This window comes from Flavimobilis sp. BM9 (genome assembly GCF_058313055.1).
The window spans coordinates 239,983-260,203 of record NZ_JBZEMO010000006.1; the positions used below are offsets into that span (position 1 = coordinate 239,983).

Annotated in this window: 16 protein-coding genes; 9 read left to right on the plus strand and 7 right to left on the minus strand. The window is 71.1% G+C overall.

The annotated features are described in order from the left end of the window. Nucleotides 1–85: 85 nt before the first annotated feature. The 3 genes from AC4F3Q_RS12345 to AC4F3Q_RS12355 all read right to left on the minus strand — a co-directional run bounded on the left by AC4F3Q_RS12345 (nt 86) and on the right by AC4F3Q_RS12355 (nt 4,253). Nucleotides 86–367, minus strand: coding sequence for an Lrp/AsnC family transcriptional regulator (locus AC4F3Q_RS12345; protein WP_168447254.1), 282 nt, complete (start codon nt 365–367; stop codon nt 86–88). Further along, nucleotides 367–2,337, minus strand: coding sequence for a DEDD exonuclease domain-containing protein (locus AC4F3Q_RS12350; RefSeq protein WP_491040213.1), 1,971 nt, complete (start codon nt 2,335–2,337; stop codon nt 367–369). Before AC4F3Q_RS12350 ends, AC4F3Q_RS12345 begins: the two co-directional genes overlap by 1 nt. A 101-nt stretch (nt 2,338–2,438) precedes the next feature. Then, nucleotides 2,439–4,253 carry an AMP-dependent synthetase/ligase gene (locus AC4F3Q_RS12355; RefSeq protein WP_491040214.1) on the minus strand — a complete coding sequence of 605 codons (1,815 nt, stop codon included), beginning with the start codon at nt 4,251–4,253 and terminating at the stop codon, nt 2,439–2,441. Nucleotides 4,254–4,518: 265 nt separating this feature from the next. On the opposite strand from AC4F3Q_RS12355, the gene AC4F3Q_RS12360 reads away from it, so the two are divergent. Beyond that, entirely contained in the window at nt 4,519–5,469 is a 951-nt protein-coding gene (locus AC4F3Q_RS12360; protein WP_168447256.1) for an ROK family glucokinase, read from the plus strand. Between the two features lie 59 nt (nt 5,470–5,528). On the opposite strand, the gene AC4F3Q_RS12365 is transcribed toward AC4F3Q_RS12360, so the two are convergent. Then, nucleotides 5,529–6,095, minus strand: coding sequence for a hypothetical protein (locus tag AC4F3Q_RS12365; RefSeq protein ID WP_491040215.1), 567 nt, complete (start codon nt 6,093–6,095; stop codon nt 5,529–5,531). Nucleotides 6,096–6,154: 59 nt separating this feature from the next. Here AC4F3Q_RS12365 and AC4F3Q_RS12370 point away from each other — a divergent pair, with 59 nt between their 5' ends. From AC4F3Q_RS12370 to AC4F3Q_RS12380, 3 genes are all read left to right on the plus strand, one after another. Beyond that, nucleotides 6,155–6,949 (plus strand): lysophospholipid acyltransferase family protein, encoded by a 795-nt coding sequence (locus AC4F3Q_RS12370; protein WP_434060845.1) that lies wholly within the window; start codon nt 6,155–6,157, stop codon nt 6,947–6,949. Nucleotides 6,950–7,042: 93 nt separating this feature from the next. After that, nucleotides 7,043–8,260 (plus strand): pyrophosphate--fructose-6-phosphate 1-phosphotransferase, encoded by a 1,218-nt coding sequence (locus AC4F3Q_RS12375; protein ID WP_168447257.1) that lies wholly within the window; start codon nt 7,043–7,045, stop codon nt 8,258–8,260. Next, the gene (locus AC4F3Q_RS12380) at nt 8,257–9,606 is read left to right on the plus strand and encodes a class II 3-deoxy-7-phosphoheptulonate synthase (RefSeq protein ID WP_491040216.1); all 1,350 of its coding nucleotides are present in this window, start codon (nt 8,257–8,259) and stop codon (nt 9,604–9,606) included. The genes AC4F3Q_RS12375 and AC4F3Q_RS12380 overlap by 4 nt, the downstream gene beginning before the upstream one ends. 109 nt (nt 9,607–9,715) lie before the next feature. Here AC4F3Q_RS12380 and pknB read toward each other — a convergent pair whose 3' ends face one another. After that, the gene (gene pknB / locus AC4F3Q_RS12385) at nt 9,716–11,800 is read right to left on the minus strand and encodes a Stk1 family PASTA domain-containing Ser/Thr kinase (protein WP_491040217.1); all 2,085 of its coding nucleotides are present in this window, start codon (nt 11,798–11,800) and stop codon (nt 9,716–9,718) included. Nucleotides 11,801–11,886: 86 nt separating this feature from the next. Between pknB and AC4F3Q_RS12390 the strand changes: the two genes are divergently transcribed. Further along, entirely contained in the window at nt 11,887–12,294 is a 408-nt protein-coding gene (locus AC4F3Q_RS12390) for an Rv2175c family DNA-binding protein (RefSeq protein ID WP_168447259.1), read from the plus strand. Between the two features lie 19 nt (nt 12,295–12,313). Here AC4F3Q_RS12390 and AC4F3Q_RS12395 read toward each other — a convergent pair whose 3' ends face one another. After that, nucleotides 12,314–13,420, minus strand: a complete 1,107-nt coding sequence (locus tag AC4F3Q_RS12395; protein WP_491040218.1) for a polyprenyl synthetase family protein — start codon at nt 13,418–13,420, stop codon at nt 12,314–12,316. 144 nt (nt 13,421–13,564) lie between these two features. On the opposite strand from AC4F3Q_RS12395, the gene AC4F3Q_RS12400 reads away from it, so the two are divergent. Both AC4F3Q_RS12400 and AC4F3Q_RS12405 read left to right on the plus strand, forming a co-directional pair. Next, nucleotides 13,565–14,653 carry a DUF4192 domain-containing protein gene (locus tag AC4F3Q_RS12400; protein WP_491040219.1) on the plus strand — a complete coding sequence of 363 codons (1,089 nt, stop codon included), beginning with the start codon at nt 13,565–13,567 and terminating at the stop codon, nt 14,651–14,653. Nucleotides 14,654–14,881: 228 nt separating this feature from the next. Continuing rightward, nucleotides 14,882–16,417 (plus strand): RNA polymerase sigma factor, encoded by a 1,536-nt coding sequence (locus AC4F3Q_RS12405; protein ID WP_491040220.1) that lies wholly within the window; start codon nt 14,882–14,884, stop codon nt 16,415–16,417. A 235-nt stretch (nt 16,418–16,652) separates the two neighbouring features. Here the strand turns inward: AC4F3Q_RS12405 and AC4F3Q_RS12410 are convergent, their stop codons facing one another. Beyond that, on the minus strand, nt 16,653–16,877 hold the full coding sequence (locus AC4F3Q_RS12410) for a DUF7455 domain-containing protein (RefSeq protein ID WP_286189404.1): 225 nt from the start codon (nt 16,875–16,877) through the stop codon (nt 16,653–16,655). Nucleotides 16,878–17,022: 145 nt separating this feature from the next. Here AC4F3Q_RS12410 and AC4F3Q_RS12415 point away from each other — a divergent pair, with 145 nt between their 5' ends. Next, complete coding sequence (locus AC4F3Q_RS12415) at nt 17,023–19,149, plus strand: DNA gyrase/topoisomerase IV subunit B (RefSeq protein ID WP_491040221.1); 2,127 nt, start codon at nt 17,023–17,025, stop codon at nt 19,147–19,149. Nucleotides 19,150–19,192: 43 nt separating this feature from the next. Beyond that, nucleotides 19,193–20,182, plus strand: coding sequence for a GNAT family N-acetyltransferase (locus tag AC4F3Q_RS12420; protein WP_491040222.1), 990 nt, complete (start codon nt 19,193–19,195; stop codon nt 20,180–20,182). The last annotated feature ends 39 nt before the right edge of the window (nt 20,183–20,221 follow it).

Sequence of the window (20,221 nt, forward strand, 5' to 3'; positions counted from 1 at the left end):
TGAACGAGCTTCCTCGCGGCGGAGGCCGCACGCGCTGAGGCGCGCTCCCCGCGAGGATGGCTTGGCGAGAGGCGTCCTCGGGCGATCAGTCGCCGAGCCCGAGGTCGAACGCGTGGTCGAGGTCGTCGGCCGAGTAGGTGCGGAACGCAAGGTTGGTGAGCGTGCGGGTGATCCCGGGGATCTTGTTGACGCCGTCGGCGATGACCTCCGCGAGCTCGTCGTGGTTGCGCACGCGCACGATCGCGATGAGGTCGGTGTCACCGGTGACCGAGTAGACCTCGCTGACGCCGTCGATCGCCGTGACGGCCGCCGCGACCTCGGGGATCTGTGCGGGGATGGCGTCGATCATGACGAACGCGGTGATCATCAGGGTGTCCTCTCGTGGGTTACGGCCAGTGCCGAGCCGGCTGTCTCGAGGACCATCCTGCCAGGCTGAGCGCCCCCGGGGACGGGGGCGAGGTCACGGCGGGTCCGGTCGTCGTCGCCGATCGTGGCTGTCGTGGCGCGCCCACGGCGAGCCTGGTCGCTCACCGTCGCGTACGACTGCGCGCCGTGGACGGCGCACGACGCCGGACGCGTCGTCCGGACGAGCCGGACGTCCGGGTCGGCGAGCCAGTCGAGGAGGATGAGCGACTCCTCGGGGTGGGCGGCTGTCGCGGGCGCGACGGGCGGATCGACGTGCTCGGCCGTCGCGGTCACGGCGTCGATCGTCAGGTACGGGTCGGTACCGCCCGGTGCGACGGCTGTTCCGGCGAGCCGCCCGTACCGGACGACGACGATCTCCCAGGCGCTCGCTCCCTGCGTGCGCTCGGTGCGACGTGCTGCGACGAGCTCGGCGCACAGCGCGAGCTCCTGGAAGCGTTCGCGGCGTGCGGCGCCCTCCAGGAACGCGGCGAGGCGGTCGCGCTCGGTCGCCGCCTGCTCATAGCGCTCTTCCTGCGCGAGGCGGGCGATGCGCGCGAGCATCGGCTCGACGACGGAAGCCGGTGATGTCGTGAAAGCTGTCACGACGGCCCTCGCCGCGTCGTCGTGCTGCTCGCGAGCGTGGTCGCCCGCGGGGCCGTGCAGGGCGACGCACGGTCCGCTGCAGCGGCCGAGGTCGAGGAGCTGGCAGGCGCTCGTGGTCGTGGACGCGACCCGGGGGAGGCGGCGCGTGCACTGTCGCAGGTCGAGAGCACCGTGCACGGCCTCGACGGCGAGCTGTGCGGTGCGGCGGGAGAGGAACGGGCCGATGTGTACAGCGCCGGGGCGCGAGGCGCTGGGCTGCTCCGTGGGTGCGGGCTCGGGGACGGTGCGGTTGACCACGCTCAGGCGGGGGTGGTCCTCGTCGGTGAGACGCACCCACGGCATGCGCTCCGGGAACTTCGAGCGCCGGTTGTACCTGGGCGAGTGCTCGGTGATGAGGCGGAGCTCGCGCACCCGTGCCTCGAGCCGGGTCGCGCACGGCACGGCGCTGACGCGCTCGGCGATGCGGAGCATCTCGGTCATGCGGCGGCGCTTCTCGGACGCCGTGAAGTAGCTCTGGACGCGCTTGCGCACATCGACAGACGTGCCGACGTAGAGCACCTCGTCGCCGGGCCCGTGGAACATGTAGACGCCTGGGCCTGAGGGGAGCCCGGCGGCGAGTCCCTTCTTGCGCCGGACCTCCGGCGGGACCGGGTCGGTCGCGGTCGTCAGGTCCTCGAGGTGCGTGATGCCCCACGGTGCGAGGCGGCCGAGGAGCGCGTGCAGCACGTCGACGGTCGCTCGGGCGTCGGCGAGCGCGCGGTGCTCGGGCGTCGTCGTCGCGTGGAAGAGGGCCGCGAGGGTCGACAGCTTGTGGTTGGGTGCCTCGTCGCGGGTGACGACGCGGCGCGCGAGCGTGACCGTGTCGACGACGCGGTTGCCGGGCCACGCGAGGTCCATCGCGGACGCTGCCGCCTTGAGGTGCCCGATGTCGAAGCTCGCGTTGTGGGCCACGAGCACGGCCCCGTGGATGAACTCCCAGAAGGTCGGCAGGACCTCGCGGACGCGTGGCGCGTCGACGACCATCGCCGTCGTGATCCCGGTGAGCACGGCGATGCGCGGGGGCACAGGAACGCCTGGGTTGACGAGGGTCTGGAACTCGCCGAGCACCTCGCCGCCGCGGACCTTGACGGCGCCGATCTCCGTGATCTCCTCGGCGCCCGGCTTGCCGCCGGTCGTCTCGAGGTCGAGGACGACGAACGTCACCTCGTGCAGCGGCGTCCCGAGCTCGTCGAGGCCGAGCTGCACGGGCGTCCCGCCCGGCACCACCTCGGGTCGGCGCAGCTGCGTCCCCGGGTGGTTGAGGGGCCGGGCGCCCAGGTCCTGTCGCACGAGCGCGACGTTATCGGCACCCCCTGACACCGAGCGTCGTCACGCCTCTGGCGCGACGACGGCCGCCCGCTCGACGCACGAACGGGCGGCCGTCGAAAGGGTCAGGCGTTCGCCTGGACCTCGCTGTAGAGCGCCTCGACCTCGTGCGCGAAGTCCTCGAGCACGAGGCTGCGCTTCACCTTGAGCGACGGCGTGAGGTAGCCGTTGTCGATCGTGAAGTCGTTCTCGAGCACGCGGTACTTGCGGATCGACTCGGCGCGCGACACGGCCTTGTTGGCGCGGGCGATCGCCTTGTCGAGCGACTTCTGGACGTCCGCGTCGGCGAGCGCTTCCTGGAGCGACATCGCAGGCTTGCCCTGCGCGGAGAGCCAGCCGGGCAGGGCCTCGGTGTCGATCGTCAGGAGCGCGCCGATGAACGGCCGGGCGTCCCCGACGACGACGCACTGGCTCACGAGCGCGTGCGCGCGCACGCGGTCCTCGAGCACCGCGGGGGCGACGTTCTTGCCGCCGGCCGTGACGATGAGCTCCTTCTTGCGGCCGGTGATGCGCAGGTAGCCGTCCTCGTCGAGCGAGCCCAGGTCGCCCGAGCGGAACCATCCGTCGACGAACGCCTCGGCGGTCGCCTCCGGGTTGTTGTGATAGCCGCGGAATACCTGCGGGCCCTGGATGAGGACCTCGCCGTCGGCGTCGATCCGGAAGGCCGCCCCGGGCAGGGGCGGGCCGACCGTGCCGATCTTCGGCTTGTCGGGGACGTTGACGCACGCGGGCGCCGTCGTCTCGGTGAGGCCGTAGCCCTCGAGGACCTTGAGCCCGACGCCGCGGTAGAAGTGACCGAGGCGCTCACCGAGCGCGGCGCCGCCGGAGATGGCCCACTCGGCCTGGCCGCCGAGCGCGGCGCGGATCTTCTTGAGCACGAGGGCGTCGGCGACGGCGTGCTGCACCTTGAGGCCGAACCCGGGGCCGCTCGGCGAGTCGAGGCCGCGCGAGTAGGCGATCGCGGTCGCGGCGGCCCAGTGGAAGATCTTGCCCTTGCCGCCGGCGATGGCCTTCTGCTCGGAGCTGTTGTAGACCTTCTCGAACACGCGCGGGACGGACAAGATGAACGTCGGCTTGAAGACGGCGAGGTCCGGCAGCAGCGTCGCGGTGTCGGGGGTGTGGCCGAGCACGGTGTTGGCCGGGACGGTGAGCACGCCGATGAACCGCGCGAACACGTGCGCGAGCGGCATGAACAGGAGCGTCCGGGAACCGGGCACGCCGACGATCGCCTGGAGGCGCGCGACGGTGTTGAGCGACAGCTCGACGAAGTTGCCGTGCGTGAGCTCGGCGCCCTTGGGGCGGCCGGTCGTGCCGGACGTGTAGATGATCGTCGCGAGGTCGTCGAGGGTGGCGAGCGAGCGGCGTCGTGCGATCTCCTCGTCGGGGACGTCCGCGCCCTCGCGGACGAGCGTGTCGATCGCTCCGTCGTCGATGACGAGGGTGCGGCCGAGCGACGGGGCCTTCTTCGCGACCGAGGCGACAGCCTCGGCGTGGTGAGCGGTCTCGACGACGGCGAGGCGCACGTCTGCGTCGGAGAGGATCCACTGGACCTGCTTGGGGGACGAGGTCTCGTACATGGGCACCGTGACGCCGCCGGCGGCCCAGATCGCCCAGTCGAGGAGCGTCCACTCGTAGCGGGTGCGGGACATGATGCCGACGGACTGTCCGGGCTCGATGCCCGCTGCGACGAGGCCCTTGGCCACGGCGACGACGTGCGCCTCGAACTCGTTCGCGGTGATCTGACGCCACGGGGCGCCGTCGCCCTGCTTGACCTCGATGATCGCGTGCTGGCCGCGCTCGGCGACGCGGGTCGCGAGCATGCTGTTGATGTTGGTCGACCGATCCACCTCGACGAGGAACGGCGTACGTGCTTCGCTCATGCTGACTCCAGTGGCAGGTGGGCGTGTGTAGGTGAGACTAGCGGTATCAGGTGCTTTGTGGGGGCTTCGCGGCAATATCAGTCTCGATCGTCGCAGAGTTGAGACCTAGGTCCCACCCCCTGGAGTCTGGGCGCGCCGCGATGCCGAGCGAGGCGGGTCGCGCAAGGGTCGGACGGGTAGGTCTCACGGGCCCTCGCGTGTGGCAGGCTTTGGGCGGCAACCCCGTCACGGGGCACAGCTCTCCGGAAAGCATGAGGACAGACATATGCACGCGCTCGGTGTCGACATCGGTGGGACGAAGATCGCGGCGGGCGTCGTCGACGAGGACGGGACCCTGCTCGCGCAGGTGCGCAAGCCGACCGACCCGCGCGACGCCGCGAACATCGACCGCTCGATCGCTGAGGCCTACCAGGAGCTCTCGGCGTCGTACGAGATCAGCGCGATCGGCCTCGCTGCCGCCGGCTTCTGCAGCCCGAAGCGCGACTCGGTCCTGTTCGGGACGAACATCGCCGCATGGCGCGACTACCCTCTCGCCGCCCGCGTCGCGGAGCTGACGAACCCGGACATCCCCGTCGTCGTCGAGAACGACGCGAACGCTGCCGGCTGGGCCGAGTACCGCTTCGGTGCCGGGCGTGGCACGACGGACTTCCTCGTGCTCACGGTCGGCACCGGCCTCGGCGGCGCCGCCGTCGTCGGCGGCGAGCTCGTGCGCGGCCGCTACGGCATGGGCACCGAGGTGGGGCACATGCGCGTCGTCCCCGACGGTCGCTTCTGCGGCTGCGGCCAGGCGGGCTGCTGGGAGCAGTACTCCTCGGGCTCCGCGCTCGTCGCCGACGCACGCGCCGCACTTGTCGCCCAGGCGGACCGCGCCGAGCGGCTCCTCGAGCTCGCGGGCGGCGTCCCGCAGAACCTCACGGGCCCGATGGTGACGACGGCGGCGCACGAGGGCGACGCCCTCGCGATCGAGATCTTCGCGAACCTCGGCCAGTGGCTCGGCGCGGGCGCCGCGTCGCTCTCGGCGTTCATGGACCCCGAGGTCATCGCGATCGGCGGTGGCGTGTGCGACGCCGGGGCTGTCCTCCTCGACCCGACCGTCGCGTCGTTCGAGAAGCACCTCTCGGCGCGCACCCACCGCCCGGCGCTCGCTCGCATCGAGCTCGCGCGACTCGGCAACGAGGCGGGCATGGTCGGCGCGGCCGACCTCGCGCGCCACTGAGGGTCCCCTGACGACGCGAGAGGCGCCGACGACGGGAGTCGTCGGCGCCTCTCGCGTCGTCAGACCTGGTCGTCGGGGACGTGGTCCGGGTCGCGCCGGTGCGGCATGCGCCAGAGCAGGATCGTCACACCGAGGAGCAGGACGCCGCCCGTCACCTGGAGCCACAGCGTCGGGGTGGGCTTGGGACCGAAGACGGTCGCGAGGAGCGAGAGCATCGCGAGCACCACCGCGATCCACCCGAGCGTGAGGAACGGGTCGCCACCGAGGAGAGGCGGCGGCTCGGGAGGCTCGTAGTGGCTCTGGTCGTCCTCGAGGTCGACGACGTCGTCGGTCGCAGGGTGATCCCGCGGTCCCAAGGGGCGGACGCCGGGAGCCGTGGGGAACCTCGGTTCCGTCCTCGGGGCAGCCTGGCTCGCGGACTCGGCCCAGATCGGGTCAGACCTCAGCTGGGCGACGATGCTCGCGAACCGCGCGTCGGTGTCGTCCGCGTCGCCACTGGTCGTAGGCTCGTCGGGCGGCTCAGGAGCGTCGTCGGGCTCGACGTCCTGTGCGTCCGGTTCGTCCGCGTGGGAGTCGCGCGGCAGTTCCTCGCCATCAGGGTGGGGCGCTGCATTCGGTTCCGACATGCTGTTCACTCTAGAGTCGGTGATGCACCTCGCGAACGCAGGGCGCACGAGGAGGCAGGTTGTTCTACTGGTTGATGAAGCGTGTCTTCGCGGGCCCGTGGCTGAAGCTCTTCTTCAGGCCGTGGACGCGAGGCGTCGAGAACGTGCCCGCCGAGGGCGGCGCGATCCTCGCGAGCAACCACCTCGCGGTGATCGACTCGTTCGTGCTGCCTCTCGTGCTCGACCGGGAGATCGTCTTCATCGGCAAGTCCGAGTACTTCACGGGCACCGGGATCAAGGGGCGTCTCCAGGCCGGGTTCTTCCGCGGCGTCGGCACCATCCCGGTCGACCGCTCGGGCGGCAAGGCGAGCGAGGCCGCGCTCAACACGGGCTTGAAGCGGCTCCGTGAGGGTGGGCTCTTCGGGATCTACCCCGAAGGCACGCGCAGCCCCGACGGACGTCTGTATCGCGGGAAGACTGGCGTGGCCCGCCTCGCCCTCGAGTCCGGCGTCCCGGTCGTGCCGGTCGCCATGATCAACACCGAGGTCGCGCAGCCCCTCGGCAAGGTCCTGCCCCGTCCGGTGCGCATCGGCATCGTGTTCGGCGAGCCGCTCGACTTCTCGCGGTACCAGGGCATGCAGGAGGACCGGTTCATCCTCCGTTCGGTGACCGACGAGATCATGTACTCGCTGATGCGCCTGTCGGGCCAGGAGTACGTCGACGTCTATGCCGCGACCCAGAAGGCGCGTCTCGCTGCGGGACAAAAGACCGACGCCGGAGCGCCGACCTCAGGGCAGGCTCCTGGTGGGCGCCCGATCCCGGACGTCCAGGTTCCGGTACCTCCGTCGGAGGAACCGGGCACGTCAGTAGACTGATGGGCGTGTGCGCGACGACGTCGCGGCGCACGCGCAGATCCACCGCCCGCCCCGGCGCCGCTGAGAGCGCGGGCACGATGAGAGGTTGATGTGATGGCGGTACGCCGCGTTGCCCTGCTGACCGCGGGCGGGTTCGCCCCCTGCCTGTCCTCCGCCGTGGGCGGCCTGATCGAGCGATACACCGAGGTCGCCCCCGACGTCGAGATCATCGCCTACCAGCACGGCTACCACGGCCTGCTGACGGGGACGAAGATCGTCGTCGACGCCGAGGGTCGCGCCAAGGCGGGCATCCTGCACAAGTTCGGTGGCTCGCCGATCGGCAACAGCCGCGTGAAGCTCACCAACGCGGCCGACTGCGTCAAGCGCGGCCTCGTCCAGGAGGGCCAGGACCCGCTCAAGGTCGCTGCCGAGCAGCTCAAGGCCGACGGCGTCGACGTCCTGCACACGATCGGTGGCGACGACACCAACACGACCGCCGCCGACCTGGCTGCCTACCTCCACGAGAACGGCTACGAGCTGACGGTCGTGGGCCTGCCCAAGACGATCGACAACGACGTCGTGCCGATCCGCCAATCCCTCGGCGCATGGACCGCTGCCGAGGAGGCTGCGGGCTTCGCGGCCAACGTCATCGGCGAGCACCGATCGGGCCCGCGCATGCTGATCGTGCACGAGGTCATGGGCCGTCACTGCGGCTGGCTGACCGCCGCCGCGGCTGCGGAGTACCGCAAGTGGCTCGACCAGCAGGAGTGGGTGCCGAGCCTGGGCCTGTCGCGCGAGCGCTGGGATGTCCACGCGGTCTTCGTGCCGGAGCTCGCGCTCGACATCGAGGCCGAGGCGAAGCGCCTGCGCACCGTCATGGACGAGGTCGGCAACGTGAACATCTTCCTGTCCGAGGGTGCCGGCATGCACGAGATCGTCGCGCAGCTCGAGGCCTCGGGCGCCGAGGTCCAGCGTGACCCGTTCGGTCACGTCAAGCTCGACACGATCAACCCGGGCCAGTGGTTCGCGAAGCAGTTCGCGGAGCTCCTCGGCGCCGAGAAGACCATGGTCCAGAAGTCGGGCTACTACTCGCGTGCCGCGGCTGCGAACCCCGAGGACCTGCGCCTGATCAAGTCCATGACGGACTTCGCGGTCGAGGCTGCCCTGCGCGGCGAGTCCGGCGTTGTCGGTCACGACGAGGAGAACGGCGACCGCCTGCGCGCGATCGAGTTCCCGCGTATCGCCGGCGGCAAGGCGTTCGACGTCTCGCAGGCATGGTTCCAGGACCTTCTCGCCGGTATCGGCCAGAGCGCGGTGCCTGCGAAGTCATGACGCTCGTGGCGCACGATGCTGCGGTCGACGGGCTCGACCGCTTCCGCACGCTCGTCGCCAAGCAGCAGCCGTCCTGGCCCGACGCGGAAGCGTTGGGCCAGGCGGTTGCTCGCCTCTCGGCGGCGGCGCCCCTCGTGGTGCCCGCCGAGGCGGACCTGCTGACGACACGTCTCGCGGCCGCTGGTCGTGGTGAGGCGTTCCTCCTGCAGGGCGGGGACTGCGCGGAGACGTTCGCCGACGCGCACGCCGACCGCATCCGCAACAAGATCCGCACGATCCTCCAGATGGCGGTCGTGCTCACCCACGGCGCGAGCACGCCCGTCGTGAAGATGGGCCGCATGGCCGGCCAGTACGCGAAGCCGCGCAGCTCCGACGAGGAGACGCGGGACGGCGTGACGCTGCCCGCATACCGCGGCGACATGGTCAACGGCCACGACTTCACCCTCGAGGCGCGCCGCCCTGATCCGCAGAAGCTCGTCGAGGGCTACGAGATCTCCGCCGCGACGCTGAACGTCCTGCGGGCGTTCACGACCGGCGGATCCGCGGACCTCCGCCGCGTGCACGAGTGGAACCGCGGCTTCATGCGCAACCCGTCGTACGCGCGCTACGAGCGCACGGCCGACGAGATCGATCGTGCGATCCGCTTCATGGACGCGTGCGGCGCCGACTTCGATGCGCTGCGTACCGTCGAGATGTTCGTGAGTCACGAGGCGCTCCTGCTCGACTACGAGCGTGCGCTCACGCGGGTGGACGCGCGCAGCGGCAAGGCGTACGACACGTCGGGGCACTTCCTGTGGATCGGGGAGCGGACGCGTGACATCGACGGGGCTCACGTGGAGTTCCTCTCGCGCGTGTCGAACCCGATCGGCGTGAAGCTCGGCCCGACGACGTCGGCTGACGACGCGATCGCGCTCATCGAGAAGCTCAACCCGGCCGGGCGGCCAGGTCGCCTGACGTTCATCACACGCATGGGTGCGGGCCGCATCCGTGAGGCGCTGCCGCCGCTCGTGGCAGCGGTCCGCGACCACGGCTCGCCCGTGACGTGGGTGACCGACCCGATGCACGGCAACACGATCACCTCGGACAGCGGCTACAAGACCCGCCGGTTCGACGACGTGCTCGACGAGGTGCGCGGCTTCTTCGAGGTCCACCGCGCCGCCGGGACGGTGCCCGGCGGCCTGCACGTCGAGCTCACCGGTGATGACGTGACCGAGGTGCTCGGCGGCAGCGAGGAGATCGACGACGCGGGCCTCGCGCTGCGTTACGAGACGCTCGTCGACCCGCGGCTCAACCACCAGCAGAGCCTCGAGATGGCGTTCCAGGTCGCGGAGATGCTCCGCGGCTGAGCCAGCGCACGACGAAGGGGCGCCGAGAATCTCGGCGCCCCTTCGTCATGTTCCGACGAGAGCTGGGCCCGACCGTCGCTGTGGCTCACTCAGGAGAGCGTCAGGCGGCTCAGAAGATCGTCAGCGAGACGGTCGTGCCCTTGGGCACCTTGACGCCAGGGTCGACGCTCTGGAAACGGACCTTGCCGAGGAACCCGCCCCAGGCGAACTGGTCCTCGGGGACGAGGTCGTACTTCTCGAGCTCGGCGTGCGCGGCGTCGGTGTCCATGCCGCGGACGTCGGGTACCTCGACGAGGGGGCGTCCCTTCGACACGGTGATCGTGATCGTGTCCGTGCGCTTCGCCTGGGCTGACGGCTCGATCGACTGTGCGACGACGCGGCCCTCGGCGACGGTCTCCGAGAAGTCCTTCTTGACCTTGACCTTGAGGCCGAGGTTCTTGAGCACGGTCGTCGCGTCCTCACGGGTCGAGTTGACGACCTGAGGGACGGTGACGGGCGCCGGGCCGTCGGAGACGGTGAGCACGACGGGCGTGTAGTGCGGGATCGCCTCCCCGCCCTGGTGCGAGACCTTCATGACCTGTCCGGCGGGGATCTTGTCGTCGTAGACGCGATCGTCGGGGCCGACCGTGAGCCCGGTCGCCTCGATCGCCGCGGCGGCCTCGTCCCGGGACATGCCCACGAGCTTGTCAGGCAGGACGAACGTCTCGACGCCGAGGGACACCACGAGCTCGACGGCACCGCCGCGCTTGATCTCCTCGCCCTCGGCAGGCTTCGTCTCGACGACGGCACCCTTGGCGATCGCGTCGTCGTACCGCTCGGTGACGGTGTGGTCGAGATCGAGGCCCGTGAGCATGTCGATGGCGGCCTGCTGCTCCTGACCGGCGAGGCCGGTCGGGACGTTCGTGTAGGCGCCAGGTCCGTAGCCCGTCCACCAGACGGTCACACCGCCAGCGACCGCGGCGAGCAGCACGAACGTGAGGAGCGCGACGAGGATGCGGTGCCGGCGACGCTGGCGTGCCTTCGCGGGGGCAGCGGCCTCGTCCTCGGCGTTGCTGGGGACGCCGATGGGTAGCGCGATCGTCGTGCCTGACGCCGCACCCGCGGCTCCGACCGCGAGAGCCTGCGTCACTGCGTCGTGCGGGCTCGTCGCGACGGCGGGCTGCTCGCCCGTGGTGGGCGGCGGGGGCACGGGCGGGAGCGCCGTCTCGTCCGAGCTGTCGGACGGCGACGCGGGGGTCTCGGCCGCGTCGTCGTCCTCGTCGTCAGGTTCCGCGGGCGACGGGACGGCCGGGGCCGTCGTCGGCGGTGCGACCACGGCGCGTCGGTCGAGGTCGCTCGCGTCGAGGCTCGCACGCGTGCGGCGCACGAGCTCGAGGGCGGCCGTCGCGTCGGTCGGGCGGTCCTCAGGAGCGCGTGCGGCGAGCGCGCACACGAGCTCGTCGATCTCCTGGGGGAGCCAGCTGACGAGCGACGACGGTGCGGTGATGTCGGTGTTGACGTGCTTGTACGCGACCTGGATCGGCGTGTCGCCGGTGTGTGGCTGGCTGCCCGTGAGCATCTCGAAGAGGAGGATGCCGACGGCGTAGACGTCGGTGCGGGCGTCGCACGTACCGGTGAGGATGATCTCGGGGGCGAGGTAGGCCACCGTGCCGAACACGGTGCCCGTCGCGGTCGACGTCACCTCGGTGACGGCGCGGGCGAGGCCGAAGTCCGCGACCTTGACCCGCCCGTCCTCGGCGATGAGCACGTTCTCGGGCTTGATGTCGCGGTGCACGAGGTTGCTGCGGTGCGCGGTCGCGAGCGCGTCGAGCACCGACTCGACGATCGAGAACGCGTGGCGCACCTCGAGCGCCCCCTCGGTCACGAGCGTGTGGCGCAGGTTGGTCCCGTCGATGAACTCCATCGTCAGGTAGCTCGTCTCGCCGTCGAGCCCCTGGTCGAAGACGGCGACGAGGCCGGGATGCGTGAGCCGAGCAGCTGCGCGGGCCTCACGGCGGAAGCGCGAGATGAAGTCGGCGCCGTCGGCGCCGTCGGCGAGGTGCGGGTGCATGACCTTGAGCGCGACGTCACGGTCGAGCCTGCGGTCGGTGGCGAGGTAGACCGTCGCCATCCCGCCGCGGGCGATCCTGGACACGACGCGGTAGCGCCCGTCGACAAGCTTGCCGACGAGCGGATCGGTCAGAGTGGCTCCCACGCCTGCGAGTCTAGGGCTCCGGGTGTGATGAAGCCGTGAAGCGACGCGGCACGTCGGTCGAGGCCTCGTGCGTCTACGGTTGGGGCATGAACGGAACTGACCCGGTGGGCGAGTGGCTCACGATCCCTGATGTCGCCGAGCTTCTCGACACGGACCTCAGCAAGGTGCGCGGCCTGCTGCACGAGCGCAAGATCGTCGGCGTGAAGCGGGGGGAGCGGTCGATCTTCCAGGTGCCCGCCAAGTTCTTCGTGCCGGCGCACATGGCGAACCCGGCGGACGTCGGCCCGGCGCCCGAGAACGCCGAGGACGTCAAGCACGTCGTCCTCGCGTCGCTGCCCGGCACTTTTGTCGTGCTGACGGACCTGGGCTTCTCGGACGAGGGGATCATCGACTGGCTGTTCACGGTCGAGGACTCGATCGGCGCTGCGCCGATCGACGCGCTGCGTCAGGGACGCAAGTCTGAGGTGCGACGGGTCGCCCAGGCCCTCCTGTGATGGACGGGCGTCGCGCCGGTCAGGCGCGACGCTCGACCGCCGCGTAGCCCAGCGCGCGCAGCATCGATGCCGGCTCGGCGTCGAGCTCGAGCGCGTCGAGCGCCGCGAAGGCCTGGTCGCTCAGCTCCGCGACGAGGTGCTCGACGTAGGACAGCGCGCCCGTCCGCTCGAAGATCTCGCGCAGCGAGGCGACGTCCGCGTCGCTGAGTGCGTCGGCGCCGAGGGCACCGCGCAGCTCGGTCTCCTCGGCAGGGGTCGCATCCGCGAGAGCGCGGGCCAGCATGACGGTGCGCTTGCCCTCGCGCAGGTCGTCACCGGCGGGTTTCCCGGTGACGGCCGGGTCGCCGAAGACGCCGAGCACGTCGTCGCGGAGCTGGAACGCCTCGCCGAGGGGAAGGCCGAAGCGGCGCACTGCGTCGAGCCGGTCGTCGTCCGCGCCGGCGGCCGCGGCGCCGAGGGTGAGCGGGTGCTCGACGGAGTAGCGGGCCGACTTGGAGCGGATGACGGCGCGGGCGCGGCGCTCGGCCTCGGCGGCGTCCTCGGTCCAGGGGCTCACCTGGTTGAGGACGTCGAGGTACTGGCCGATCGTGACCTCGGTGCGCATCTCGGAGTAGATCGCGCGGACGCCGGGGTAGACGTCGTCGGGCAGGTGCGTCAGGGCGTCGACGAGCTGGTCGTCGCTCGCGACGAGCGCGAGGTCGCCGAGGAGGACCGCCGCGGAGAGGCCGAACTGGTTCGAGTCGCCTGGCCAGCCCTGCGCGCGGTGGACCCGCGCGAAGTGGACGTGCGCGGTGGGGTGGCCGCGGCGGGTGTCGGACTTGTCCATGACGTCGTCGTGGAAGAGAGCGGCGGCCTGGAACAGCTCGAGGCTCGCGCCGATGCGCAGCACGCCTTCACGCTCGGACGAGTCGAGCGTGCCGCCGTGGCCGCGCCACGCCCAGTAGGCGAACGCGGCGCGCAGGCGCTTGCCCCCGGAGAGCATGCGCCCCATCGCGTCGTAGAGGGGGAGCGTCTCCGGCCCGTGCTGGGCCTCGTGGTCGAACCGGGCCGAGGTCAGGTAGTCGGCGACGATCTCGTCGACCCGGGGGCGTACGTCTTCGCGGTCCACGAGGGCGAGGGTGCTCATGCGCCCACACTAGCCGCGGAGCGTGACGCGGCAGGCGTCCGACGTGGCCGCTTGCCTGCCCACAGCGGCGGGGGTGGGGGATCCAGGTCCACGTTCGGCCTGGGGGCCGCGCGCTGCGACCGCGTACCGGGGTCACCTGAGGTCATGACCACCCCGAAGACGATCCGTGCGACCGAGCCCCGTGAGCTCCTCGCCCTCATCCCGTTCCAGCTTGGCTTCCACCCGACCGACTCGGTCGTGCTCGTGAGCCTGCGCCCGCCGCGCAGGCGCGTCGGCATGATGGCCCGCGCCGACGTCGCCGACCTTGCGGCCGACGGCATGGGGGAGCAGCTCTCCCGCAACCTTGCCGCGCACCTCGCGTCGGACGGCGCCGTGGGTGTCGTGCTCGTCCTCTACGTCGACGACCTTGCGGTCGGTCTCGAGGGCACGGCCGCGACGGCGGTCGGGCGGCTGGCTGACGCCGCCTCGGAGGCTGCGCCCGTGGACGGTCTGTGGGCCGTGACCACCTCGGGCTACCACCGGCTCTCGCGGGGCCTCGACGTGGTCGAGTCGTTCCCGATCGACGATCTCGCTGGCTCGCAGGTGGGTTCGGAGATGGTGTACCTCGGCTCTGCGGTCGCGGAGAACCGGGCCGCGCTCGGGCGGCTGCCCGTCGCCCCGGCGTCCTCCCGGCGCACGGCGGAACGTGCGGCCCGTGAGTGGCGCGCGCGCCGCGAGGAGCCGGCCTGGGAGGAAGAGTCGGTCCGGCTGTGGCGTCGCGAGCAGCGGCGCGACGGCGGACCTGCAGCCGCGCCGGGGCGCCCGACGGCGTGGGGCCGCCTCGCGGCCGCGCTCGAGGACGTGACGGTCCGGGACGCCGTCCTGATCTCGCTCGTCCCGGAGGCTGACGGCTTCCCTGACATCTCGTACGGGACGGCGCTCGACGACGAGCGGGTCGCGTGGGCGATCTCGGCGATCGTCGACCCGACGGTGGGCGTCCCCCCGACACCCGAGGTGTGCGAGCCGTCGCGCGCGCTCCTCAAGCACGTCGCGTCGCACTCTCGCGACGGCTCGCCCGGCGCCCTCACGCTCCTCGGTGTCATCGCCTGGTGGGAAGGAGGCGGCGCGGAGGCGCGCATCTGGATCGACCGTGCGCTCGAGGTCGAGCCCGGATACCGTCTCGCGCTGCTGATCTCCCAGGCGCTCGACGCCGGGATGCCGCCGGGGTGGGTCCGAGCGAGCAGGCCGATCTGACGGGCGAGGGTGGGCGGGCAGGACGGCGGAGGACCGGGGGCGCGGGAATATCGGGGCTGCGGGGGGAGTTGACGTGACCGTCAAAGCGCCCCGTACCAGGGTCGCGGGCCCCGTCGGGGCTCGTGATCCAGGTGCCTCGGGCTATAATGGTAGGTAGCGACGCCCGCACGATTCACAGCGGGATACCGCGCCTGCCCCGCTCCTGTGCTCCATGCCGAAAGGTCTTCTGTGGCGTCCACACCTTCGAATCCCGCACTTCCGCGCGAGTTCGAGCACCCTGCTCTGCAGGACATCGTCCGCCGTGGCTCCGGTGCTGGCAGCATCGACGCCGAGAGCTTCCGCGAGGCCTGCGAGGCCGCTGGCGTCGCGGACGCGAAGCGGCTCAAGGCGATCTACCGCGCGCTCGCGATGATCGGCATCGAGGTGGCTATGCCGGTCGCCCCGGCCAAGGTTGCCGCTGCGGCGTCGCCGCGCGCGACGTCGACGACCGCTCGCGCGACCAAGACGACCGCCGCCAAGACCACGGCGGCCAAGACGACTCGCGCGAAGAAGGCGACCGTCGCTGCAGAGCCTGAGGTCGAGCCCGAGATCGAGGACCTCGACGACGTGCTCGAGGCCGACGTCGAGGAGGCGCCTGTCGCGAAGGCGCCGCGCGCGGCGGCCAAGAAGACGACGACGCGTTCGCGTGCCAAGAAGGCCGATCCTGTCGACGAGGCTGTCGCAGCCCCCGACGAGGAGCCCGAGGCTGAGGAGCCTGCCGCCAAGGAGGAGACCCCCGAGGACGGCGCGACCGGCTTCGTCTACTCCGACGCGGACGACGACGACGCTCCTGCCCAGCAGGTCGTGACCGCCGGCGCTACCGCCGACCCGGTCAAGGACTACCTCAAGCAGATCGGTAAGGTCGCGCTCCTCAACGCGGAGCAGGAGGTCGACCTGGCCAAGCGCATCGAGGCGGGCCTGTTCGCCGAGGAGAAGCTTGCCGAGGGCGGCGAGATCGAGCCCAAGCACCGCCGCGAGCTCGAGTGGATCGCGGGCGACGGCCGTCGCGCGAAGAACCACCTCCTCGAGGCCAACCTGCGTCTCGTCGTCTCGCTCGCCAAGCGTTACACGGGTCGCGGCATGCTCTTCCTGGACCTGATCCAGGAAGGCAACCTCGGCCTGATCCGCGCGGTCGAGAAGTTCGACTACACCAAGGGCTACAAGTTCTCGACGTACGCGACGTGGTGGATCCGCCAGGCGATCACGCGTGCGATGGCCGACCAGGCCCGCACCATCCGTATCCCGGTGCACATGGTCGAGGTCATCAACAAGCTTGCGCGCGTCCAGCGCCAGATGCTCCAGGACCTGGGCCGCGAGCCCACGCCGGAGGAGCTGGCCAAGGAGCTCGACATGACCCCCGAGAAGGTCGTCGAGGTCCAGAAGTACGGTCGCGAGCCCATCTCGCTGCACACCCCGCTCGGCGAGGACGGCGACTCCGAGTTCGGTGACCTCATCGAGGACTCCGAGGCTGTCGTCCCCGCGGACGCGGTCAGCTTCACGCTCCTGCAGGAGCAGCTGCACCAGGTGCTCGACACGCTCTCCGAGCGTGAGGCCGGCGTCGTGTCCATGCGCTTCGGCCTGTCCGACGGGCAGCCCAAGACGCTCGACGAGATCGGCAAGGTCTACGGGGTCACTCGTGAGCGCATCCGTCAGATCGAGTCCAAGACGATGTCGAAGCTGCGTCACCCGAGCCGCTCTCAGGTGCTGCGCGACTACCTCGACTGAGCACCCGCTCGACCAGCGTCCCGACGGCGCCCGCCACCACAGCGGGCGCCGTCGGCGTCTCCCGGGGCAGGCCAGCGTCCCCACGACAGGTGTGCGGCGCGTGGCCGCCGCGGGCCCTCACGACGAGAGGCCCCGGCGTCGTCCCGGGGACGACAGAAGGACCCCCGCACCAGCGGTGCGGGGGTCCTTCTCGTCTGGGGCCGCGCGCGGACCATCGCCCGCGCGCTGTGCCGGGTCAGTGCTGGGCTGCGCCCGCGCCTGCGCCGTGCTCCTCGAGGAGACGGTCCGTCTCGTCCTGGATCTCCACGGCGATCTCGGTGTACGCAGCGGCGTGCTCGCGCGAGTGGTGCGCGCAGAAGAGGAGCTCGCCGACGGGCAGGGTGACCCGCACGTAGGCCTGAGCGCCGCACCGGTCACAACGGTCAGCCACGGTGAGAGGGGTGGTCGTCGTCATGTTCATGTGTCCAGTCAACCAGAGCGCAGCGCGACCGCCCGGCGGAAAGGGCCGATATTCGCCACCGGCGTACATGACGGCGCTCACGTCTCGGCGTCTGGACGGCGCGGGTACGCGGAGCACGGCGCACCACCGCCTACAGTAGGGAACCGTGTCGACAGCCACGATCGAGTCATACAGCGCCCGCCACCTCTCCGTCCTCGAGGGGCTCGAAGCGGTGCGCAAGCGTCCCGGCATGTACATCGGCTCCACGGACTCGCGCGGCCTCATGCACTGCCTGTGGGAGATCATCGACAACTCGGTCGACGAGGCACTCGGAGGGCACTGCTCGAGCATCGAGGTGACCCTGCACGCTGACTCGTCGGTGACGGTCGCCGACGACGGCCGTGGCATCCCCGTGGACATCGAGCCCAAGACGGGGCTGAGCGGTGTCGAGGTCGTCTTCACCAAGCTGCACGCGGGCGGCAAGTTCGGGGGCGGCTCGTACGCGGCGTCGGGCGGTCTGCACGGCGTCGGCGCGTCCGTCGTCAACGCGCTCTCGTCGCGGCTCGACGTCGAGGTGGACCGCGGCGGCAAGACGCACCGCATGACGTTCCACCGCGGGGAGCCGGGCGTCTTCGACGACCCTCGCACGGGCCCGACGCCGGACGCGCAGTTCACGCCGTTCGTCGCGAAGTCCGAGCTCACGGTCTCCGGCAAGGTCCCGCGCGGCCGCACCGGCACGCGCGTGCGCTACTGGGCGGACCGGCAGGTCTTCCCGAAGACTGCCGTCTTCTCCTACGAGGACCTGGTCGCGCGCATCCGCCAGACGACGTTCCTCGTCCCCGGGCTCTCGGTCACGCTGCGCGACGAGCGCGGGCTGCCCGGCACGCCCGGAGCCGACGGCCCGCACACGGAGACGTTCCTGCACACCGGTGGCACGGTCGACTTCGTCGACTTCCTGGCGCCTGATGCGCCCGTCACGCAGACGTGGCGCCTGACAGGTTCGGGGACGTTCACGGAGACGGTCCCGGTCCTCGACGACAAGGGGCACATGAACCCGCAGGACGTCGAGCGCGAGTGCGAGGTCGACGTCGCGCTGCGCTGGGGCGGCGGGTACGACACGAACGTCAAGACGTTCGTCAACATCATCGCGACGCCCAAGGGCGGCTCTCACCTCGCCGGGTTCGAGGCGGGCCTGCTCAAGCTGGTGCGCAAGCAGGTCGAGGCGAACGCGCGCCGTCTGAAGGTGTCGACGAAGGACGCGGCCGAGCGCATCGAGAAGGACGACATCCTCGCGGGGCTCACCGCGGTCGTCACGGTGCGGCTCGCCGAGCCGCAGTTCGAGGGCCAGACGAAGGAGGTGCTCGGCACGGCGCCGGTGCGCCAGATCGTCGCGAAGGTCATCGAGCAGGAGCTCGGCGCGATCCTCACGTCGTCCAAGCGGGACGACAAGGCGCAGGCGTCGCTCCTGCTCGACAAGGTCGTCGCGGAGATGCGTGCGCGCATCTCGGCGCGCAAGCAGAAGGAGATCTCGCGCCGCAAGAACGCGCTCGAGACGTCCTCGCTGCCGGCGAAGCTCGCGGACTGCCGCAGCGACGACGTCGAACGCTCTGAGCTGTTCATCGTCGAGGGTGACAGCGCGCTCGGCACGGCCAAGCTCGCGCGGTCCTCGGACTTCCAGGCGCTCCTGCCGATCCGCGGGAAGATCCTCAACGTCCAGAAGGCGTCGATCACCGACATGCTGCGCAACGCGGAGTGCGCGGCGATCATCCAGGTCATCGGCGCGGGCTCGGGTCGGTCGTTCGAGCTGGAGAGCGCCCGCTACGGCAAGATCGTCATGATGACGGACGCCGACGTCGACGGCGCGCACATCCGCACCCTGCTGCTGACGCTGTTCTACCGGTACATGCGACCGCTCGTGGAGGCCGGCCGCGTGTTCGCGGCGGTGCCGCCGCTGCACCGCATCGAGGTGATCGGCGCGGGAGCCAAGAAGAACGAGTACATCTACACGTACTCGGAGGCCGAGCTGCGGGCGACGCTCAAGAAGCTCGACAAGGCCGGCAAGCGCTACAAGGACGACATCCAGCGCTACAAGGGCCTCGGTGAGATGGACGCGAACCAGCTCGCGGAGACGACCATGGACCCGCGCCACCGGACGCTGCGCCGCGTGACGCTCGAGCACGCGCAGGCCGCCGAGACGGTCTTCGAGCTGCTCATGGGCTCCGACGTCGCGCCGCGCAAGGAGTTCATCGTCGCGGGCGCGCAGGGGCTCGACCGGACGCGCATCGACGCCTGAAATCTCTCGACGGGCGGGCCGTCCGCAGGGCACGGTGGGCTTCATGGACCTGCACCCGTCGCTGCGCTGGCGCGCGCTCACGCCCCAGGACGCCACGACCCTGCTCGCGCTCGAGAACGCGATCGAGGAAGCGGCTGACCTGCCGTACCGGATGTCGCTCGCCGAGATGGAGGACGAGCTCGGTGCGCCGTGGCGCAACCTGGCCGAGGAGACGATCGTCGGGCTCGACGACGACGGCGTCGCCCGCGCATGGATCGAGCTGCTCGCACCGCCCGACGACGAGTCGGAGCGTCGCGTGCTCGTCTTCGGCGGGGTGCACCCGCAGTGGCGGGGACGCGGCATCGGGCGGGCTCTCGTGCCGTGGGCGCTCGAGCGCGCGCAGGCGCTCGTCGCCGCGCACCCGGCCGGCGACCAGGTGCCCTGGCGCATCGGCGTCTTCCTCAGCGTCGACGACGCGGCCGCACGGCGCCTGTACGAGCGCGCCGGGCTCGCGCCGCTGCGGCACTACGCGCTGCTGCGCCGCGACCTGTCCGTCGCGCTTCCAGACGTCGCGGCGGCAGACGGCGTCGTCGTCGAGCCGTGGACAGCGGACGTCGAGGAGGAGGTGCGGCTCGCGCACAACGCCGCGTTCGCCGACCACTGGGGGTCGCAGCCGCAGGGCGCGGAGCGGTGGCTCGAGCAGCGGTGGGCGTTCGTGCGGGAGTGGAGCCTCGTCGCACGCGACACGCAGGCGCCCGGGGCGCCGGTCGTGGGCTACCTGAAGTCGGAGAAGCTCCCGGACGACTGGCCCGCACAGGGCTTCACGAGCGCGTACGTCGACATCCTCGGGGTGGTGCGCGAGGCGCGCGGCCGAGGCGTCGCGAGCCTTCTTCTCGCCCGGGCGATGGCGCTGTATGCGGCGGAGGGGATCGAGTACGCGACCCTCTCGGTGGACACGGCGAACCCGACGGGCGCGTTCCAGCTCTACGAACGGCTGGGCTTCGAGGCGTACCACCGCCGCGTGCACCTCGCGCTGACGTCGGACGGCGCGTGAGGGCCGGCGCGCTCGCACTCTTCAGCAGGTGACAGACCG

What these genes read in the sequence shown, in the direction of transcription:
- AC4F3Q_RS12390 (WP_168447259.1), top strand. Translation starts at nt 11,887, where the DNA reads ATGAACGGAACTGACCCGGTGGGCGAGTGGCTCACGATCCCTGATGTC.
- AC4F3Q_RS12345 (WP_168447254.1), bottom strand. Translation starts at nt 367, where the DNA reads ATGATCACCGCGTTCGTCATGATCGACGCCATCCCCGCACAGATCCCC.
- AC4F3Q_RS12365 (WP_491040215.1), bottom strand. Translation starts at nt 6,095, where the DNA reads ATGTCGGAACCGAATGCAGCGCCCCACCCTGATGGCGAGGAACTGCCG.
- AC4F3Q_RS12375 (WP_168447257.1), top strand. Translation starts at nt 7,043, where the DNA reads ATGGCGGTACGCCGCGTTGCCCTGCTGACCGCGGGCGGGTTCGCCCCC.
- AC4F3Q_RS12420 (WP_491040222.1), top strand. Translation starts at nt 19,193, where the DNA reads ATGGACCTGCACCCGTCGCTGCGCTGGCGCGCGCTCACGCCCCAGGAC.
- AC4F3Q_RS12410 (WP_286189404.1), bottom strand. Translation starts at nt 16,877, where the DNA reads ATGAACATGACGACGACCACCCCTCTCACCGTGGCTGACCGTTGTGAC.
- AC4F3Q_RS12360 (WP_168447256.1), top strand. Translation starts at nt 4,519, where the DNA reads ATGCACGCGCTCGGTGTCGACATCGGTGGGACGAAGATCGCGGCGGGC.
- AC4F3Q_RS12380 (WP_491040216.1), top strand. Translation starts at nt 8,257, where the DNA reads ATGACGCTCGTGGCGCACGATGCTGCGGTCGACGGGCTCGACCGCTTC.
- AC4F3Q_RS12395 (WP_491040218.1), bottom strand. Translation starts at nt 13,420, where the DNA reads ATGAGCACCCTCGCCCTCGTGGACCGCGAAGACGTACGCCCCCGGGTC.
- AC4F3Q_RS12355 (WP_491040214.1), bottom strand. Translation starts at nt 4,253, where the DNA reads ATGAGCGAAGCACGTACGCCGTTCCTCGTCGAGGTGGATCGGTCGACC.
- AC4F3Q_RS12400 (WP_491040219.1), top strand. Translation starts at nt 13,565, where the DNA reads ATGACCACCCCGAAGACGATCCGTGCGACCGAGCCCCGTGAGCTCCTC.